A 12,847-nucleotide genomic window follows, 5' to 3' on the forward strand; every position below is an offset into this window, starting at 1 on the left:
ACGGCTCAGGGGATGGTGTTGGTCCCCCGTCCGGGCCGGTGCTTGATGCTATCGAGCCCATCACGTGCGGCTGACCGCCTCTCGCCGAGCGTGAAACGGATCACCCATTCGAGCGATGGTCCGAGGGTTTACGTTTTCGCACTGAGTGTCATGGACCGGGCTGTGGTTCACCGGGTCGTGGTTCAGGCGAGTACCCCTTCCAGCCATGCGGAGTCGAATTCTCCCGCGGCGACGATCACGGCGGGGCCCGTCATCTCGATCTCGCCGTCGGGGCGCTCGGTGATCACCAGGGTGCCGCCGGGCACGTCGACCGTGTACGTCGCCGGGGTGCCGGTGACCGCCGGGTCGGCGCCGTCCCTGCGGGCGGTGGCGACGGCGACGGCGCACGCGCCCGTGCCGCAGGAACGGGTCTCACCGGAGCCGCGCTCGTGCACGCGCATCGCGACGTGACGGGGGCCGCGGTCGACCACGAACTCGACGTTGACGCCGTCCGGGTAGGCCGTGGCGGGCTCGTGGGGCGGCGGGGAGTACAGGTCGCCCGCGTGGGCGAGGTCGGCGACGAAGGCGACCGCGTGCGGGTTGCCCATGTTCACGTTCCGCGCGGGCCAGCTGCGCCCGTCGACGCTCACCACGACGTCGCCCCCGGGGAGCAGCGCGCGGCCCATGCCCACGGTCACGTCGCCGTTCTTCGCGAGGTGAACGCGCTTCACGCCCCCGCGCGTGGCGATGGTGAGATCGCCCTCGGCGGCGTGCCCGGCGCGCTGGAGATAGCGCGCGAAGACCCGCACGCCGTTGCCGCACATCTCCGCGACCGATCCGTCGCCGTTGCGGTAGTCCATGAACCACTCCGCCTCGGCCGCCATGTCCTTGGCCTCGGGATGCGCCGCGGACCGCACCACGTGCAGCAGTCCGTCGCCGCCGATGCCCGCGCGGCGGTCGCACAGAGCGGCGACGGCCGCTGGGGGCAGGTCGATGGCGTTCTCCGGGTCCGGGACGATCACGAAGTCGTTCTCGGTCCCGTGACCCTTGAGGAAGGCGATCCGCGTGCTCATTCCTCGATCGTACGGCGTCGGTACGACAGGACGACGAGGCGTGGACGAGGGACGGACGTGCTCGGACGCGGGCACCCGCACACGGGACACGCGCGCGGGCCCCGCGCCAGTGGGCTCGTGTCAGCCCCGCAGGCGGGCCACCCGCCACACCGCGAGGACGACGACGGCCGCGACCGCCAGGGCGTACACGACGATCATCCGCCAGTCGGCACGGCGACCCGATCCGCGCTGCGGCAGACCCGGCCAGGTGTAGCCGACCCGGCGGGCGGCCATCATGCCCCAGCCGGCCGCGCAGGAGCAGATCAGCAGCCCGAGCATCGCGATCACGGCACCGCTGTCGCCGAAGTCGAAGGCGAGCGGGAAGGCGAACATCAGGGAGCCGACCGCGGCCAGGCACACGATGGGCGCGAGCTGCCAGATGCGCAGCCGTCGCTGCGGACGCAGCTCGACCTCGACCTCGTCCCCGTACATCTCGTCGGGCTCGGGGCCGTCGGCCGCCACGCCCTCCGGCGTCTCGTCGGGGCCGTCGGGGCTCAGACCGGCTCCGTCCGGCTCCGGTCCGCCGTGGTCGGCGGTGCCGTGCTCGGTGCTCGGTGCGGTGTCGCGAGGGCCGGCCTCCATCGCCACGCGCCCTCCCAACTAGGACTCACTCGGTCGATCGAAGCTCGATGATGGCACGCCGCCGAAGGCCCGGATGACGGCCGGGGCGTCCCGATGCCATCACGTGATCAGGCTGTAACCGGTCGTTCGACCAACGACAGGGCGAGCTGCGGAAGTTCCGTGCGATCCGCCACAGCCCCACTCAACCAGTGCACCCGCGGATCGCGCCTGAACCACGAATCCTGACGGCGCGCGAAGCGTTTGGTGGCACGGACGGTCTCGGCCCGAGCGTCGTCCAGCGTGCACTCGCCGGCGAGCGCCGCGAGCACCTGCTGGTAGCCGAGCGCGCGCGACGCCGTACGCCCCTCGCACAACCCCTGCGCCTCGAGTGCGCGCACCTCCTCGACCAGACCGGCCTCCCACATCCGGTCGACGCGGTGGGCGATGCGCTCGTCCAGCTCGGGGCGCGCCACGTCGACGCCGATCTGCACGGTGTCGTAGACGGAATCGTGGCCGGGGAGGTTGGCGGTGAAGGGCCTGCCGGTGATCTCGATCACCTCCAGGGCGCGCACGATCCGGCGCCCGTTACTGGGCAGGATGGCCCGCCCGGCCTCCGGGTCGGCGGCGGCCAGACGGGCGTGCAGCGATCCCGAGCCCCGCAGTGCGAGCTCCTCCTCCAGCCGGGCCCTGACCTCGGGGTCGGTGCCGGGGAACTCCAGGTTGTCGACGGCCCCTCGGACGTAGAGGCCGGAGCCGCCGACGAGGATCGGCCAGCGCCCCTCGGCGAGCAGCGCGTCGATCCGCTCCCGCGCGAGCCGCTGGTACTCGGCGACGGACGCGGTGACCGTCACGTCCCAGATGTCGAGCAGGTGGTGCGGAATGCCACCGCGTTCCTCGGGCGTCAGCTTGGCGGTGCCGATGTCCATCCCACGGTAGAGCTGCATGGAGTCGGCGTTGACGACCTCACCGCCGAGCCGCTGGGCCAGGAAGACGCCCAGATCGGACTTTCCGGCCGCGGTGGGTCCGACTACGGCGATGACGCGGGGGGCGGGGGATGCGCTGCTCACCGCACCAGTCTCGCAAACCTCTGGCCCGGCCCTCGAACGAGTTACGTGACGGTGCGGGGCCGGGATCGTTGCCCGTTGCGAGGTTCCCGCGCCCCGGACCACCGGGGCCACGGCCCCGGCCACGCAAACGGACGCACCGGATGCCGCGGGATTTCGCCCGCACGAGTAACGTATGGAGTTGATATGGGCGTTTTTGCACGGCTTTTTCGGAGGTCGAAGACCACGGAGGAAGCACCGGCCGCCGCGACGTCGGCCGATACCCCGGAGTCCGAGCGTGCGGCGGAGGCGAACGCGGCAGAGACCGTGGAATCGACCGAAGCCGGGCCCCGGAACACGGCACAGCCCGCGGAGGCCGACGAGGCCGCCGAGGTCAACGAGTCCGCCGAGTCCGCCGACTCGGAGAGCGTCGGCATCCCCAAGCAGCAGTCCGCCGGGGAGGCCGTCGACAACGAGGCCGACAAGGGCGCCCGCACCTGACTGCCCCGTGAGGGAAGGCGAACCATGGGTCTGCTGGACAACTTGAAGGCCAAACTGGAACCGGCGAAGGGCAAGGTCTCCGACCTCGCGCAGCAGCACGGGGACAAGATCGATCGCGGTCTCGACAAGGTGGCGAAGACCGTCGACGAGAGGACCAAGGGCAAGTACAGCGACCGGATCCAGACGGGCACCGGCAAGGCCAAGGGCGCCATGGACCGCCTCGCCCACAAGGACGCCGACGGCATGGACGGAGACGGAAACACACCGGGCACGCCCCCGGGCGGTACCGCCCGGGGCGGTACCCCGCCGGCCGGGCCGCCTCCGGCTTCCTGACCCGCGACCCGCGCCCCCGGCACGCGGGCGGGTCACCGGCACATCGGCGGACGGTCACGAGCGGATCAGCTCCGGGCCGTCCGCCGGCTTGTGCGTGGCGGGTGTCCCGCGCCCGCCGCCGCCCGCCGGCTCGTGCGTCACGGACCTCCCGCGGCCGTCCTCTTACGACCAGGTGGCCGCGACGTACCCCACCCCGTACGGCGCGTCCTCGTACAGCAGCGCGCCGGCGAGAGCCGAGTCCTCGGCCGCGCCCGCGAGGACCTGCCAGGGCGCCCGGCCGGACACCTTCAGCTCGCGGGCCAGCGCGACGTCCAGCGCCGCGAGGGCGGCCACGTCCGCCGCTCCCAGCGCGCGCCCCACCGCCGCGTCGAAGGGCGCCGCCCGCTCGTCGAGGTACCCGGGCGCCTTGAGCGTGCGACACGCGCTGGCGTCGCCCAGTACCAGCAGCGCGATCCGCCCGGCCCGTGCGGCGACGTCCCGGCCCAGCGCCGCGCAGCGATCCGCGGGGAGGGCCTTCCCCACACCGATGCCCTCGACGGGGGCGTCGGCCCACCCGGTCCGTCCGAGCAGCCAGGCGCCCACGGCGAGCCCGTACGGCAGCTCGCGGCCGGCCCCCTCCGGCTCCGGCTCCGTACGGTGGTGCGGGCCCAGGCGCACGTCCAGATCCACGCCGAATCCGCGGAACGAGCCCCGTGTGCCCTGCGGATAGACCTCGGGTCCGGTGCCGTCGGCGGGCCCGACCACCACGAGCCGGTCGGGCCGGGCCGCGGCGAGCACACCCAACGCGTCCGTGCAGGCGGCACGCGCGGCGTCCAGCTCGGGTGCGGCGCCCGCGGCCACCTCCGGCACGAGGAGCGGCGGGCAGGGACAGACGGCGGCTGCGACAAGCATGATCGGCAGCGTATCTCCGGACCGCCGTCCGCAGCCGCACGCCCTGCGGTCAGTCGCAGCCGCAGCCGCTCGCCACGGCGGGCTGGGGCTCGGGAACGCCGATCTTCGGCAGGCCCAGCATCACGCCCACGGGCTTGGTCTGCTCGGCCGCGTTGCGCTTCTCCCAGGCGTCGCCCGCGCGCGTGCGGCGCACACCGAGCACCTCGCCCTCCGCGAGGAGGTGGTGCGGAGCGGCGTAGGTGATCTCGACCGTCACCACGTCGCCCGGGCGGACCTCCTGGTCGGGCTTGGTGAAGTGCACCAGGCGGTTGTCGGGGGCGCGGCCGGAGAGGCGGTGGGTGGCGCCGTCCTTGCGGCCCTCGCCCTCGGCGACCATCAGCTCCAGGGTGCGGCCGACCTGCTTCTTGTTCTCCTCCCAGGAGATCTCCTCCTGGAGGGCGACGAGACGCTCGTAGCGCTCCTGGACGACCGCCTTGGGGATCTGGTCGTCCATCTCGGCGGCCGGGGTGCCGGGCCGCTTGGAGTACTGGAAGGTGAAGGCCTGGGCGAACCGCGCCTCGCGCACCACGTGCAGGGTCTGCTCGAAGTCCTCCTCGGTCTCGCCGGGGAAGCCCACGATGATGTCGGTGGTGATCGCCGCGTGCGGGATGGCGGCCCGCACCTTCTCGATGATGCCCAGGTAGCGGTCCTGGCGGTAGGAGCGGCGCATGGCCTTCAGGACGGGGTCGGAACCGGACTGGAGCGGCATGTGCAGCTGCGGCATCGCGTTCGGCGTCTCGGCCATGGCGGCGATCACGTCGTCGGTGAAGTCGCGCGGGTGCGGGGAGGTGAAGCGGACGCGCTCCAGTCCTTTGATGTTGCCGCAGGCACGCAGCAGCTTGCTGAAGGCCTCGCGGTCGCCGATGTCGGAGCCGTAGGCGTTGACGTTCTGCCCGAGGAGGGTGATCTCGGAGACCCCCTCGGCGACCAGGGCCTCGACCTCGGCGAGGATGTCGCCGGGACGCCGGTCCTTCTCCTTGCCGCGCAGCGCCGGGACGATGCAGAACGTGCAGGTGTTGTTGCAGCCGACGGAGATGGAGACCCAGGCCGCGTAGGCGCTCTCGCGCCGGGTCGGCAGCGTGGACGGGAACGCCTCCAGGGACTCGGCGATCTCGACCTGCGCCTCCTCCTGCACGCGGGCGCGCTCCAGCAGCACCGGCAGCTTGCCGATGTTGTGCGTGCCGAAGACGACGTCCACCCAGGGCGCCCGCTTCACGATGGTGTCGCGGTCCTTCTGCGCCAGGCAGCCGCCGACCGCGATCTGCATTCCGGGCCGGCTCACCTTCCTCGGGGCGAGGCGGCCGAGGTTGCCGTACAGCTTGTTGTCGGCGTTCTCCCGCACGGCGCAGGTGTTGAAGACGACGACGTCCGCGTCGCCGTCGGCACTCTCGGGGGCGCGGACGTAGCCCGCGTCCTCCAGCAGCCCGGACAATCGCTCGGAGTCGTGGACGTTCATCTGGCACCCGTAGGTGCGTACTTCATAGGTGCGCGTGCCGCCCACTGACTGGCTCCGGTCGATGCTGCTCATGGCAATAAGGGTAGGCGCTCGGCGGCGATGGCCCGGGCCGCCTGTGGACAACCGGGGTCGTCGCAGGTCAGGGCTCGATGAGGCCCGCGCGGATCGCGTACCGGGTGAGCTCCAGGCGGTCGCGGACGCCCAGCTTCTGGAGCAGGTTGGCACGGTGGCGTTCGACGGTCTTGGCGCTGATGAACAGCAGCTCGCCGATCTCCTTGGAGGTATGGCCCTCGGCGACGAGCTTGAGGATCTCCTCCTCGCGTTCGGTGATGGGCCGCTCGGGCAGGCCACCGCCTCTGTGCAGGCGGTCCAGGTAGGAGCGGACCAGGGCCCGTTCGGCGCCCGGGTAGATGAACGGCTCGTCGCGTACGGCGGCCCTGCACGCCTCGACCAGGTCGCGGTCGGCGACGGACTTGAGGACGTAGCCGCAGGCACCGGCCTTGAGGGCCTCGAAGAAGTACTGCTCGTTGTCGTACATGGTCAGGATGAGGATGCGCAGCTCGGGCAGGCGGCGGGAGAGTTCGCGGGCCGCCTGGAGGCCGGTCATGCGGGGCATGGCGACGTCCAGGACCGCCAGGTCGACCTCGGTGGCCCGGGCCGCCGCGACCGCCTCGGCCCCGTCACCGGCCTCGGCGACGACGGTCAGGTCCGGTTCGCCGTCCAGGATGAGGCGTACTCCGCGGCGTACGAGGGTGTGGTCGTCGGCGAGCAGGACGCGGATCGGGGGCCGGGCGGGCATCAGGGGCGGTCTCCGGTTCGGTCTTGGGCTCGGTCCCCGGTCGCGTCCATGGCCTGGTTCACGGATCGGTCCCCGACCACGTCCACGGCCTGCTTCACGGATCGGTCCCCGGCCGCGTCCACGACCCGGTCTCCGGATCGGTCCCCCGGTGGGGCCGGGACGCGAAGGCGTACGTCGGTGCCCCGTACGGGGGCGGGCGCGAAGTGGATCTCGGCTCCTATCAGCAGGGCCCGTTCGCGCATGCCGCGGATGCCGGCGCCCTCGGAGGCCGCGCCGAGACCGGTGCCGTTGTCGCGTACGAGCAGTTCGACGCCGTCGGGCAGCGGGCGGAGGCTGAGCTCCGCGCGGTCCGCGGCGGCATGGCGGGCGGTGTTGGTCAGACCCTCCTGGGCGACCCGGTAGATCACGAGTTCCGCCTCCGGGGCGAGCGGGGGCAGGTCGCCGGGGATGTGGTGGTGGACGGTCAGCCCGTGGTGCGTGAACTCGGCGGCGAGTGAGCGCAGGGCGCTGGCGAGGCCGAGCTCCTCCAGGACACCGGGGCGCAGGCGACGGGCGATGCGGCGGATCTCGTCGAGGCCGGACCGGGTGGCCTCCTGCGCGAGGGACACTTCCTCGCGCAGTTCGCCGGGCACCCGGTCGGCGACGCGCTTGAGCTGCAGGAGGACGGCCGTGAGGGTCTGGCCGACCTCGTCGTGGAGCTCGCGGGCGATGCGGTGGCGTTCGCGTTCCTGGGCGTGCAGCGCGCGGCCGGCGCCGGCGGCGCGTTCGGCCTGGAGCCGGTCCAGCATCGTGTTGTACGTCGCGATCAACTGTGCCGCCTCGGCCGGTCCGGCGACCGTCGGGCGGGCCCCTGGCACCAGCAGGTCGGCGGTGGCCATGGCCCGGCCGAGCCGGTGCAGCGGGGTGAGTCCTATGTGCAGGACGACCGCGTTGCCGGCCAGCAGCGCCGCGAGGCCCGCCAGCAGGACCAGCGCTTCCCCGGGCAGGACGGGCGTCGACACGGTGACCGGTCCCAGCAGCAGTGCTGTGGCGACGACCAGACCCGCGGCGTTGAGCGAGAAGATCCGCCAGAACAGCGACACGGTCCTCTTCCCGCTCCTCCCGGCCTCAGCGCACGACACCGCCGCAACCACCCTCGCCGCCCGCGACCGGCCGCGTATATCCGTCACGACACCCATATCGCCACCGTACGTGCGGATGACAGCATGGCGAGGCCGCGAGCACGTCACGCATGTGCGGAAAGTGCGGCAAGGGACGCAAGACGAATGAGGGGAAAGCTCGTGTCAGCTCCACGCCTGAGGGCGACGCCGCTGCCGGGTATCGGGGTCCAGTACGACCTGGTGACTCGCGAACACCGGCACCTGTCGGTGGTGGCACACCGCGACGGCACCCGGACGGTGAACATGTACCGGGCCGACGACCCCGATTCCTGCGCCCACTCGCTCCGGCTGGCCGGCGCGGAGGCGGGCGCGCTGATCGACGCGCTGATGCCCTCCCATCACAGCCCGAGCCTGCTCTACACCACTGACCTCGGGCTGGTCGCGGAGCGGATCGAGGTGGCCGCGACGTCCCGGTGGAACGGCCGCCTGCTCGGCGAGACGTGCATGCGGACCGAGACCGGCGCGTCCATCGTCGCGGTGCTGCGGCGGGCCGAGGCCATTCCGTCGCCGGCGCCGGACTTCCGGCTGGTGGGTGGTGACACTGTGATCGTCATCGGCACCCGCGAGGGCGTCGACGCGGCCGCGGCGATACTCGGGCAGGAGTGAGCCGGTGCACTCCGCGGTTCTGCTGATCGAGTTCGGTTCCATCATTCTGGGGCTCGGGCTGCTCGGCCGGTTCGCCGGTCGATACCGCCTCTCCCCGATCCCGCTGTACCTGCTGGCCGGGCTGGCGTTCGGTGAGGGCGGCCTGCTGCCGCTGGGGGCGAGCGAGGAGTTCGTCGCCGCCGGCGCCGAGATCGGCGTCATCCTCCTGCTGCTGATGCTGGGCCTGGAATACACGGCCAGCGACCTGGTGACCAACCTGAAGTCCCACTATCCGGCCGGCCTCGTCGACTGCGCCCTCAACGCCGTGCCGGGTGCGGTGGCCGCACTGCTGCTGGGCTGGAGTCCGGTGGCGGCCGTCGTCCTGGCCGGGGTGACGTGGATCTCGTCGTCCGGTGTGATCGCCAAGGTGCTCGGAGACCTCGGCCGCGTCGGCAACCGCGAGACCCCGGTGATCCTGAGCGTGCTGGTCCTGGAGGACCTGGCGATGGCGGTGTACCTGCCGATCGTCACCGCTCTGGTGGCCGGTGCCGGGCTGATGACCGGGAGCATCACGCTGGCGGTCGCGCTGGCCGCGGCGGGCGCGGTGCTCTTCGTGGCGCTGCGTTACGGCCGGGTGATCTCGCGGTTCGTCTCCAGCGACGACCCGGAGAAGCTGCTGCTCGTGGTGCTGGGCCTGACGATCCTGGTGGCGGGCGTCGCGCAGCAGCTCCAGGTGTCGGCCGCCGTCGGCGCGTTCCTCGTGGGCATCGCGCTGTCCGGAGAGGTCGCGGAGGGCGCGCACACGCTGCTGAGCCCGCTGCGGGACCTGTTCGCCGCGGTCTTCTTCGTCTTCTTCGGGCTGCACACCGATCCGGCCAGCATTCCGCCGGTCCTGCTGCCCGCTCTCGCACTGGCTCTGCTCACCGCCGTGACGAAGATCGCCACCGGGTACTGGGCCGCGCGGCGGTCCGGGATCTCCGTCAAGGGCCGCTGGCGCGCGGGCGGTGCGCTGGTGGCGCGCGGCGAGTTCTCGATCGTCATCGCGGGCCTCGCGGTGTCGGCCGGTGTCGAACCGTCCCTGGGCCCGCTGGCCACGGCCTACGTCCTCATCCTGGTCGTCCTCGGCCCCCTCACCGCCCGCTTCACCGAGCCGCTGGCGTCCCGTCTGTTCCGTCGCCGGGACAATCCCGACCGCCCCGGCGGCGTTCCCGAGGGGACGCCGCAGACGGCGGGGGCGGAGGCGTCGGTGGGCGACTGACGCCGCGACGGCCCCGCGACGACCTCGGTACGCCCCGGCACGCCCCGAGTACGACCCCGGCACGCAAGTGCCGGGGTCGTCGTGTCGTACGTCGGCGGCAGCGGCAGCGGCAGCGGTAGCGGCAAGTAACGCTGAAGGCCGCCGCGCGCCCCGCAGCCCCGTCAGGCGCCCGGCGTCTCCGACGCCTCCGCCGTCCGCGGCGTCCACCCCTGTCGGCGCAGTACGCCCGGCACGTCCGGAGTCTCGTAGTGGTCGCCCTTGAGGACCTTGCCGTCGGCTCTGCGGCTGACCCGGCCGTCGGGGCCCAGCTTGGTCATGTTGGAGCGGTGGATCTCCGCGATCACTTCGTCGAGGTCGATGCCGTGGACGAGCGCCGTGCCGTAGGCGACGTAGACCACGTCCGCCAGTTCGTGCGCGAGCCGGTCGAGCGGGCCCGTCACCGACACCTCGGCGACCTCGGCGGCCTCCTCGGCGAGCAACTCACCTCTGTGGGCGGCCAGGTCCGGGGAGACCTCGGTCGGCGTGCTGCGGGCGTCCAGCCCGAAGACGAGGTGGAAGGCGCGGACCAGGTCGGCGGGCGAGGAGCTCATGCCGACGACTGTAGCGAGCGCCACTGACAGTCGGCCCCGCGCTCCCGCACGGTCGCCGTGTGAGCTCCGCCCTGGTCAGCCGGGTTTCGGGCTGGCAGGATCGCGCACATGTCCTCGCTGCTCTCCCGTATCGGCGGACGCCGCGCCGTCCAGGGCACGGTCGCCGGTGCCGTCGCCCTCGGGCTGCTGCTGTGGTGGCTGCTGCCACTGGGCGAGGAACCGCCGGGCGGGGCGATCACGTTCAGCACGGGCACACGCGCGGGCGTCTATCAGAAGTACGGCGAACTGCTCCGCGCCGAGCTGCGCAAGGACATGCCGGACCTGAAGGTGCGGCTGATGACCAGCGCGGGCTCGCAGGAGAACGTCGAGCGGGTGGCGTCCGGGGAGGCCGACTTCACGATCGCCGCGGCCGACGCCGTGGAAACGTACAAGATCGCCGGCCGCCCCGGCGCCGAGGCGCTGCGCGGTGTCACCCGCCTCTACGACGACTACGTGCAGCTCGTGGTGCCGAGTGACTCGGACATCCAGTCCGTCGCCGACCTGCGCGGCAAGCGGGTGGCCATCGGGCTGCCGAACTCCGGCGTACGGCTGATCGCCACCCGGCTGCTGAAGGCCGTGGGCATCGACCCGGAGAAGGACATCACGCCCCGCGCGGACGGGATCGACACCGGCCCGGGACGGCTGGGCGACGAGCTCGACGCGTTCTTCTGGTCGGGCGGCGTGCCGACGGACGGGCTCAAGCAGATCGCGGAGACCTCCGCCTTCCGGTTCGTGCCGATCGGCGAGGACCTCGTCACCAAGCTGCACGAGTCAGGCGGCGCGACCCGCTACTACCGGACCACCAACATGCCGGAGTCGGCGTACCCCACCGTGCAGAACGGCGCCGTGGTGCCCACGATGGCGGTGTCCAACCTGCTGGTGACCCGCGCGGACATGGATCCGCGGCTCACCGAGTGGCTGACCCGGACGGTACTCGACAGCCGCGACGGCATCGGGGCGACCGTGCACTCCGCGCAGCTGGTGGACCTGCGCACCGCGATCTACACCGACCCACTGGAGCTGCACGAGGGTGCCCGGCGCTACTACCGGTCGGTGAAGCCGTAGGGCCGCTCCGGCTCCTCGGGGGCGCCCGCCCCCGGTCCGGACCTCGGCACCGTGACCGTCACCTCGAGGCCGTGCGGCTCGTGGTGGCCGAAGTGGATCGAGCCGTCGCCCGCCGCGAGCAGCGCCTGGCAGATGGACAGGCCGAGGCCGGAGCCCTTGACGTTCTGATGCCGGCCGCTGCGCCAGAAACGGTCGCCCACGCGCGCGAGCTCCTCGTCGGTCAGCCCGGGACCGTTGTCGGTGACGACGACGGTGGTGGCGTCCCCGACGGAGGCGACCGTGACCCGGACGGTCTCGTCGGCCGGCGTGAACTTCACCGCGTTGTCGATGACCGCGTCCAGGGCGCTGGACAGCGTCACCGGGTCGGCCCAGCCCGTTGTCGGCGGGCAGTCCCCCACCAGCCGCACACCCTTGGCCCCGGCCGTCGGTGACCAGGCCGCCACCCGCTCGGCGGCCAGCGCGCCGATGTCGGTGACCATCAGGTCCGCCTGGCTGTGCTCGGCCAGCGCCAGGTCGAGCAGGTCGTCCAGGACCCGGGCCAGGCGCTTGCCCTCGGTCTGGACGGAGGCGATCTCCTCGTTGTCCTCGGGCAGTTCCAGGGCGAGCAGCTCGATACGCAGCAGCAGCGCCGCGAGGGGGTTGCGCAGTTGGTGCGAGGCGTCGGCGACGAAGGCGCGCTGCTGCTCCAGCACGTCCTCCACGTGGTCCGCCATCTCGTTGAACGACCCGGCAAGGCGTCTGAGCTCCGGCGGTCCCCCGGCCGGCGCGACCCGGGACTTGAGCCGCCCGGTGGCGATGTCGTGGGTCGTGGCGTCCAGCACGCGTACCGGCCTGAGCACCCAGCCGGTCAGCCGGAGCGCGGCGCCGACGGCGAGCAGCATGGCGGCGATCTCACCGGCGCCGATGACCAGCCAGCCGCGCAGGGTGCGCGACCGCATCGAGTCGGTGGGCGAGTCGGTGACCACGACCGCGACCACGTCCCCGTCCCGGATGACCGGCGAGGCGACCACGAGCCGGCCGTCCTCCCAGGGCCACACCTGCTGCGGGTCGTGGCTGCGGCGGCTGAGCAGTGCCTCGTCGAAGGAGTCGCGCACCTCGCCGGTCTGGGGGAGGAACCAGGTCGTCGGCGCGTTGGCCATCGGGATGTGGTTGCGGTAGAAGACGCCGGCCTTGATGCCGTAGACCTCGTAGTAGCTGGTGAGCTCGGTCTGCAGGGTCTCCAGGCGCTCGTCCGTGGTCGTCCGGCGCGATCCGCCCGGCACGTCCTCGGTGACGAACTGGGCGAGCGCGGCGAAGCGTGCCGTGTCGTCTATGCGGTCGATGACGACCTTCTGCTGCTCCGCGCGGGCGACGCTGACGCCGAGCGGAACGCCGAGCGCGAGCAGTACGGCCGCCATCAGGACGATGAGCAGCGGGAGCAGGCGTGTGCTCACCCG

14 protein-coding genes are annotated in these 12,847 nt (G+C 72.4%); 5 read left to right on the forward strand and 9 right to left on the reverse strand.

Translation table 11 applies throughout. The features are described 5' to 3' along the window. Positions 1 to 182: 182 nt before the first annotated feature. The 3 genes from dapF to miaA form a co-directional block, all read right to left on the reverse strand. Entirely contained in the window at positions 183 to 1,052 is an 870-nt protein-coding gene (gene dapF / locus ACFCZF_RS34080; protein ID WP_376674929.1) for a diaminopimelate epimerase, read from the reverse strand. A 120-nt stretch (positions 1,053 to 1,172) separates the two neighbouring features. Continuing rightward, a complete protein-coding gene (locus ACFCZF_RS34085) occupies positions 1,173 to 1,673 on the reverse strand; it encodes a hypothetical protein (protein ID WP_376674953.1) in 501 nt (166 codons plus the stop codon). Between the two features lie 107 nt (positions 1,674 to 1,780). After that, positions 1,781 to 2,719, reverse strand: coding sequence for a tRNA (adenosine(37)-N6)-dimethylallyltransferase MiaA (gene miaA, locus ACFCZF_RS34090; protein ID WP_376674930.1), 939 nt, complete (start codon positions 2,717 to 2,719; stop codon positions 1,781 to 1,783). Positions 2,720 to 3,022: 303 nt separating this feature from the next. Here miaA and ACFCZF_RS34095 point away from each other — a divergent pair, with 303 nt between their 5' ends. Continuing rightward, entirely contained in the window at positions 3,023 to 3,196 is a 174-nt protein-coding gene (locus tag ACFCZF_RS34095; RefSeq protein ID WP_376674931.1) for a hypothetical protein, read from the forward strand. 24 nt (positions 3,197 to 3,220) lie between these two features. Then, positions 3,221 to 3,529: an antitoxin gene (locus ACFCZF_RS34100; RefSeq protein ID WP_376674932.1), complete on the forward strand. Its 309-nt coding sequence runs from the start codon at positions 3,221 to 3,223 to the stop codon at positions 3,527 to 3,529. 162 nt (positions 3,530 to 3,691) lie between these two features. Here ACFCZF_RS34100 and ACFCZF_RS34105 read toward each other — a convergent pair whose 3' ends face one another. The 4 genes from ACFCZF_RS34105 to ACFCZF_RS34120 form a co-directional block, all read right to left on the reverse strand. Further along, positions 3,692 to 4,420, reverse strand: coding sequence for a class III extradiol dioxygenase subunit B-like domain-containing protein (locus tag ACFCZF_RS34105; RefSeq protein ID WP_376674933.1), 729 nt, complete (start codon positions 4,418 to 4,420; stop codon positions 3,692 to 3,694). Positions 4,421 to 4,469: 49 nt separating this feature from the next. Next, complete coding sequence (gene miaB / locus ACFCZF_RS34110) at positions 4,470 to 5,987, reverse strand: tRNA (N6-isopentenyl adenosine(37)-C2)-methylthiotransferase MiaB (RefSeq protein ID WP_376674934.1); 1,518 nt, start codon at positions 5,985 to 5,987, stop codon at positions 4,470 to 4,472. Positions 5,988 to 6,054: 67 nt separating this feature from the next. After that, the gene (locus tag ACFCZF_RS34115; RefSeq protein ID WP_376674935.1) at positions 6,055 to 6,714 is read right to left on the reverse strand and encodes a response regulator; all 660 of its coding nucleotides are present in this window, start codon (positions 6,712 to 6,714) and stop codon (positions 6,055 to 6,057) included. Continuing rightward, on the reverse strand, positions 6,714 to 7,796 hold the full coding sequence (locus tag ACFCZF_RS34120; RefSeq protein WP_376674936.1) for a sensor histidine kinase: 1,083 nt from the start codon (positions 7,794 to 7,796) through the stop codon (positions 6,714 to 6,716). Before ACFCZF_RS34120 ends, ACFCZF_RS34115 begins: the two co-directional genes overlap by 1 nt. Positions 7,797 to 7,994: 198 nt before the next feature. Here ACFCZF_RS34120 and ACFCZF_RS34125 point away from each other — a divergent pair, with 198 nt between their 5' ends. Beyond that, positions 7,995 to 8,480, forward strand: a complete 486-nt coding sequence (locus tag ACFCZF_RS34125; RefSeq protein WP_376674937.1) for a cation:proton antiporter regulatory subunit — start codon at positions 7,995 to 7,997, stop codon at positions 8,478 to 8,480. A gap of 4 nt (positions 8,481 to 8,484) precedes the next feature. Then, complete coding sequence (locus tag ACFCZF_RS34130) at positions 8,485 to 9,717, forward strand: cation:proton antiporter (protein WP_375915754.1); 1,233 nt, start codon at positions 8,485 to 8,487, stop codon at positions 9,715 to 9,717. Positions 9,718 to 9,878: 161 nt separating this feature from the next. Here the strand turns inward: ACFCZF_RS34130 and ACFCZF_RS34135 are convergent, their stop codons facing one another. Further along, complete coding sequence (locus ACFCZF_RS34135; protein ID WP_376674938.1) at positions 9,879 to 10,307, reverse strand: MazG nucleotide pyrophosphohydrolase domain-containing protein; 429 nt, start codon at positions 10,305 to 10,307, stop codon at positions 9,879 to 9,881. 108 nt (positions 10,308 to 10,415) lie between these two features. On the opposite strand from ACFCZF_RS34135, the gene ACFCZF_RS34140 reads away from it, so the two are divergent. Continuing rightward, a complete protein-coding gene (locus tag ACFCZF_RS34140; RefSeq protein WP_376674939.1) occupies positions 10,416 to 11,411 on the forward strand; it encodes a TAXI family TRAP transporter solute-binding subunit in 996 nt (331 codons plus the stop codon). On the opposite strand, the gene ACFCZF_RS34145 is transcribed toward ACFCZF_RS34140, so the two are convergent. Further along, positions 11,390 to 12,844 (reverse strand): ATP-binding protein, encoded by a 1,455-nt coding sequence (locus ACFCZF_RS34145; protein WP_376674940.1) that lies wholly within the window; start codon positions 12,842 to 12,844, stop codon positions 11,390 to 11,392. The genes ACFCZF_RS34140 and ACFCZF_RS34145 overlap by 22 nt on opposite strands. Between the last annotated feature and the right edge of the window lie 3 nt (positions 12,845 to 12,847).

Origin of the sequence: Streptomyces sp. NPDC056296, from assembly GCF_042268605.1 — a bacterium.
In the GTDB taxonomy this organism is placed as follows: Bacteria; Actinomycetota; Actinomycetes; order Streptomycetales; family Streptomycetaceae; genus Streptomyces.

Excerpts from the sequence above, each read along its gene's own strand:
- ACFCZF_RS34140 (WP_376674939.1), top strand. The coding sequence starts at position 10,416 with ATGTCCTCGCTGCTCTCCCGTATCGGCGGACGCCGCGCCGTCCAGGGC.
- dapF (WP_376674929.1), bottom strand. The coding sequence starts at position 1,052 with ATGAGCACGCGGATCGCCTTCCTCAAGGGTCACGGGACCGAGAACGAC.
- ACFCZF_RS34105 (WP_376674933.1), bottom strand. The coding sequence starts at position 4,420 with ATGCTTGTCGCAGCCGCCGTCTGTCCCTGCCCGCCGCTCCTCGTGCCG.
- miaB (WP_376674934.1), bottom strand. The coding sequence starts at position 5,987 with ATGAGCAGCATCGACCGGAGCCAGTCAGTGGGCGGCACGCGCACCTAT.
- ACFCZF_RS34135 (WP_376674938.1), bottom strand. The coding sequence starts at position 10,307 with ATGAGCTCCTCGCCCGCCGACCTGGTCCGCGCCTTCCACCTCGTCTTC.
- ACFCZF_RS34100 (WP_376674932.1), top strand. The coding sequence starts at position 3,221 with ATGGGTCTGCTGGACAACTTGAAGGCCAAACTGGAACCGGCGAAGGGC.
- ACFCZF_RS34085 (WP_376674953.1), bottom strand. The coding sequence starts at position 1,673 with ATGGAGGCCGGCCCTCGCGACACCGCACCGAGCACCGAGCACGGCACC.
- ACFCZF_RS34115 (WP_376674935.1), bottom strand. The coding sequence starts at position 6,714 with ATGCCCGCCCGGCCCCCGATCCGCGTCCTGCTCGCCGACGACCACACC.